General features: G+C 64.1%; 3 protein-coding genes. 1 reads left to right on the top strand and 2 read right to left on the bottom strand.

Translation table 11 applies throughout. From position 1 onward, the window contains the following. A partial coding sequence (locus QOC69_RS08415; protein ID WP_526438285.1) for a DUF5997 family protein occupies positions 1-220 on the top strand: 220 nt, incomplete at its 5' end. Between the two features lie 1,131 nt (positions 221-1,351). On the opposite strand, the gene QOC69_RS08410 is transcribed toward QOC69_RS08415, so the two are convergent. Together QOC69_RS08410 and QOC69_RS08405 are read right to left on the bottom strand one after the other, a co-directional pair. Further along, entirely contained in the window at positions 1,352-2,749 is a 1,398-nt protein-coding gene (locus QOC69_RS08410; RefSeq protein WP_526438283.1) for an IS1380 family transposase, read from the bottom strand. Between the two features lie 115 nt (positions 2,750-2,864). Beyond that, positions 2,865-3,195, bottom strand: a 331-nt coding sequence (locus QOC69_RS08405) for a hypothetical protein (RefSeq protein WP_526438281.1), incomplete at its 5' end; no start/stop codon positions are given.

The raw sequence follows: 3,195 nt of genomic DNA, 5'->3' as shown, positions 1-3,195 counted from the left end.
CGGGCCGCACCCGAAGAACCTCGTGGCGGCCAAGCTGGGCGTCTCGATCGCCGGCCTGGCACGCAACGGCATCGAGGACGCGCTCACCACCGAGCAGGTCGATCAGCTCATCGAGGAGAAGCCTGAGTGGCTAGTCGCGGAACGCGAGAGCTACCAGACGGTGCTGCGCGAGCAGCGGCGTTTGAAGGCGCTGCATGCGGACCGGGCTCGCGAGAGCTGATCTGCACCGCATGCAACTACGGAAAGACTCCTGAGCGAGACCGATTTCGCTACCGAACTGGGTGATGGCGGCCGCATGATCCGCGACCTGATCGACTGCATCCGTGAGCCCGACTAAATCGAACCTTGGGCTGTCCCAAGTCTTCTCGAGCACCTCGGCGGCGTTAACGGACGAACCGCCGTCTGGTCACTAGGCGGGACCCGCTCCAAGCGCTGATAAATCCACCTATGTCCTGACCGAACGCCACGATCACCGCAAGCGCGACACTGCCGATCGAACATGTCGCTGACGCGATCGATGCGCTGCTGCAGTTGAGTGCCTTTACCCCACTTCTCCCACACGTAGATCAGGCCGAATATCGCGACAACGATCCCGGAGGCCAGAGCGATGATAAGGATGGACTCACCGCTTGTCGATACCGGAACATCTTCGCGCACACAGTCTCCCGACGCCGAAGTCATTCCTACTTGCATTTGGTTGTGTGACTGGGCTCAACCCAAGTCTTCAAGGCAGTATCGACACGTGTCCTTCTTAACTCCCCGATTTGTGTGGTATCGGGTGTACGCATTACGTCGACTCGACGGCATTGGCCGTCCCTTACGCACTGCCGACATCTTTGCGCGGGTCTCATCGCTCGCCTGACGCCCGTAATTCGGATTGCCGACGCCCCGTCTCTGTTCGGACAACCTTTCGCGAGCTTGTTCCGACATGACGTGACCGAAGCCCGGGTGGTCGTCTCCGAACTTTCCGTAGTTGGGGTTCTCGGGCCCTGCGTTCTGCCCCTTTCGGAGTTTCGACCATTTCGCGCGCTGCTCAGCGTCGTGAGTCCGACCGTAGAACGGGTTGTCGTCAGCGAATCGACTCACGCCTTTCCGCCCCGTCGACCGAATCCTGGCGGCTTCCCGCATTTCAGCGGTCCACTCGATCCCCATGGGACCCAGACCACCCTTTGACAGATGGAGTAGCGGATGCCCCTCCCGCCTAAGCCTGGATGCACCGATCTGGTGCGGGTTGGCAGCTGAGATTGGTTATGTGCCTTGAACCGGCGTGTGGACGCGTGTGACCGTCCGATCTCGGTATCGGGTTGTTCCTGTGGGGTTTTCGTGTCGAGGGCGGGTAGGGGTGTTCTGGTTAGGCGACGATCGGCTGATGTCGACGAAACAGATTGTTGAACAGGGTGTTCCACGCTGCTTCCCACGGCCAGCCCCGCGGTAGGTGCAGGGTGAGGCGTCGGGCCGAGGATGCGATCCGCGCCGGGACTGTGATCAGGGTGCGGCGGATCGTCGCGGTGCGGGCCTTGGCCAGCCTGGGTCCGGTGAGGGTGGCCGCGGCGCGGGTGAGGTTGAACGCGATGACGGCCATCACCAGCCAGGCGGCGTTGGCCGAAAATCGTCCTGACGGTAGGTGGGCCAGGGCGGAGTCTTTGAGGTCGGCGTGGACCTGTTCGATGACTGCGTGGCCGCGGTGGGTCTTGTCGGCGGTGATGGTGTCCAGATCGGTGGTGGTGAAGAACGCGTGGAAACGCCAGGTGTCGAACAAGGTCTGCTGGCCCTGACCAGGTGCGGGGCGCAGGTCGGGGATGCGGCGCACCACCAGTCTGCCCGGGACCTGCTCGGCGGCCTTGCGGGAACTGAACGCGGTGAACCCGATCTCGGCGACCTCAGCACGTGAGATCCATTGTTGGGTGGTCTCGTCGTAGCGGGCGTCGGTGTACTCGATCGTGGTCCAGGCGTCGTCGTCGATGGCGTCGATGGCGGCCTTGACTCTGGGGTCCAGGCGCACCGTGACCGACACATCGGCGCCGCCGCGGATCGCTGCGGCCACGCTCGGATGGCCGTAGAACGCCGAATCCATCCGCACCAGCGGCTTGCCTGTGGCCTCGGCCGAGGAGCGTAGCCGTGCCACGGTGGCCAGGGTGTCACCGATCATCCGCGCGGCCCCGCGTGGGGAGCCGCACGCACCCTTGCGCAGCCGCTGACCCACGATCACCGGCGCGGCCGCGGTCGTGGTGACCGTGGCGATCAGCGCATTCAAGCCCCGGACCCCCGAGTAGCCGTATCCCGATCCTTGTTTGGCGTAGCCGTGCACTTCGATGATGGTGTCGTCGAGATCGACCATGACCGGGCCGTCGATCCCGGCCAGCAACGGCGTTCGGGCATGCAGTTGGCCCAGCAGGCGGGATGCGACGGCGTCGAGCTGGCGGACATGGCCGAAAGCGAATCCCCGCAGAAACGACCCCAGCGTCGACGGCGCGTACGGGCGGTCGAACAGGGTGCCCATCGCGCCGTGGCGCAACAGCCTCATGTCGTCGATGCTGTCGGCGCCGGCGACCATGCCCGCGACCAGCGCGCTTACCTTCGCCCCGGCGTTGGAGCCCTTGTCGGTGGGCACCGTGAGGTGCTCGTCGGCCAACGCCCCCAGACCGCAGTGCTGGGCCAACGCCACCATGGGGACCAGGCCAGCACAGGACACCAGATTGGGGTCATCAAAGCGTGCTGAGGCGACGGGCCGATTGTGAGATAGTTGCATCTACGAGATGCCCTTCGTTGTGACCGAATAAGATCCTAGAGAAATCTCATTCTTTCACCGCGACAGGGCATTTCGCTGCTACAACCCACCCTCAACCACCACCTCATCGGTGTATTCAGGCTAAGAGGGGGGCGCAGGAGGGCCTGGTGACGGCCTGCACTGGGCGTGGCAGCGGTGTGGCCGCTACGAATACCGGAAGGTCCTGATGCACTCGACCAACCCGACCACCTGGTTCCCAGCGTGGCGCGTAGGGGCGGCGGGTTCCTCCGGGTAGCCGCCCGGTACGCGGCCGGGAGGAAGCGATGCAGTACCACCAATTGAGGATGCTCTGCGCCCTGCGCGACAAGATCGCGGAGAACGACAAGAGCATTACCGGGCCACCACCCCAACCGGCGTAGACCTGCTCGGCGAGCCCATAGAGGTATGCGTAGTTTGAGTTGATACCG

It is taken from the genome of Mycobacterium sp. (assembly GCF_032162105.1).
Classification (GTDB): Bacteria; Actinomycetota; Actinomycetes; order Mycobacteriales; family Mycobacteriaceae; genus Mycobacterium.
The sequence above is the reverse complement of the archived record's forward strand: the minus strand, read 5'-3'. Positions and strand labels throughout refer to the sequence as shown.

Coding starts and splice junctions, on each gene's coding strand:
- QOC69_RS08410 (WP_526438283.1), bottom strand. CDS start 2,749: ATGCAACTATCTCACAATCGGCCCGTCGCCTCAGCACGCTTTGATGAC.